The organism is Variovorax sp. Root473 (assembly GCF_001426505.1).
Taxonomy (GTDB): domain Bacteria; phylum Pseudomonadota; class Gammaproteobacteria; order Burkholderiales; family Burkholderiaceae_C; genus Variovorax.
Genome location: NZ_LMEV01000017.1, coordinates 563,344 through 563,793, shown reverse-complemented (window position 1 = coordinate 563,793; position 450 = coordinate 563,344).

Genomic DNA, 450 nt, shown 5'->3' with positions numbered 1-450 from the left:
TCGCTCAAACAAGGGCGAGCCCTGATCCGCGAAACGCTGCGCTCCTCGGCGCATACAGAAGGGATTGGGATACCTACGGGCCATCGCTTCGCTCGGCCAGTGGGCTGCAGCAGGCGCTTTGCGCCTGCTGCAGCTGGGAGTGGTTGGTACGCGGGCGCGGGCGCGGGCGCGAGCGATGGTGCTTGTGTTGCCGTTGCCGTTGGCGTTTGCGTTGCCCTTGCTGTTGGCAAGGAACCGCGCGCAGGCGAAGCCGCGCGCATGCGCATTGGATTCGGCTGTTGGTACTGCAGGGCCGAGCGAAGCGATGGCCCGCCCGGTATCAAAGCCCCTCTGGCTGCGCCGAGGAGCGGAGCGTTTCGCGGATCAGGGCTCGCAGCTGTTTGAGCGAAGCGAGTTCTGCGAGACCCCGCGAAACGCGAGCACCGCAGGTTGCCCCGTAGCGAAGCGAAG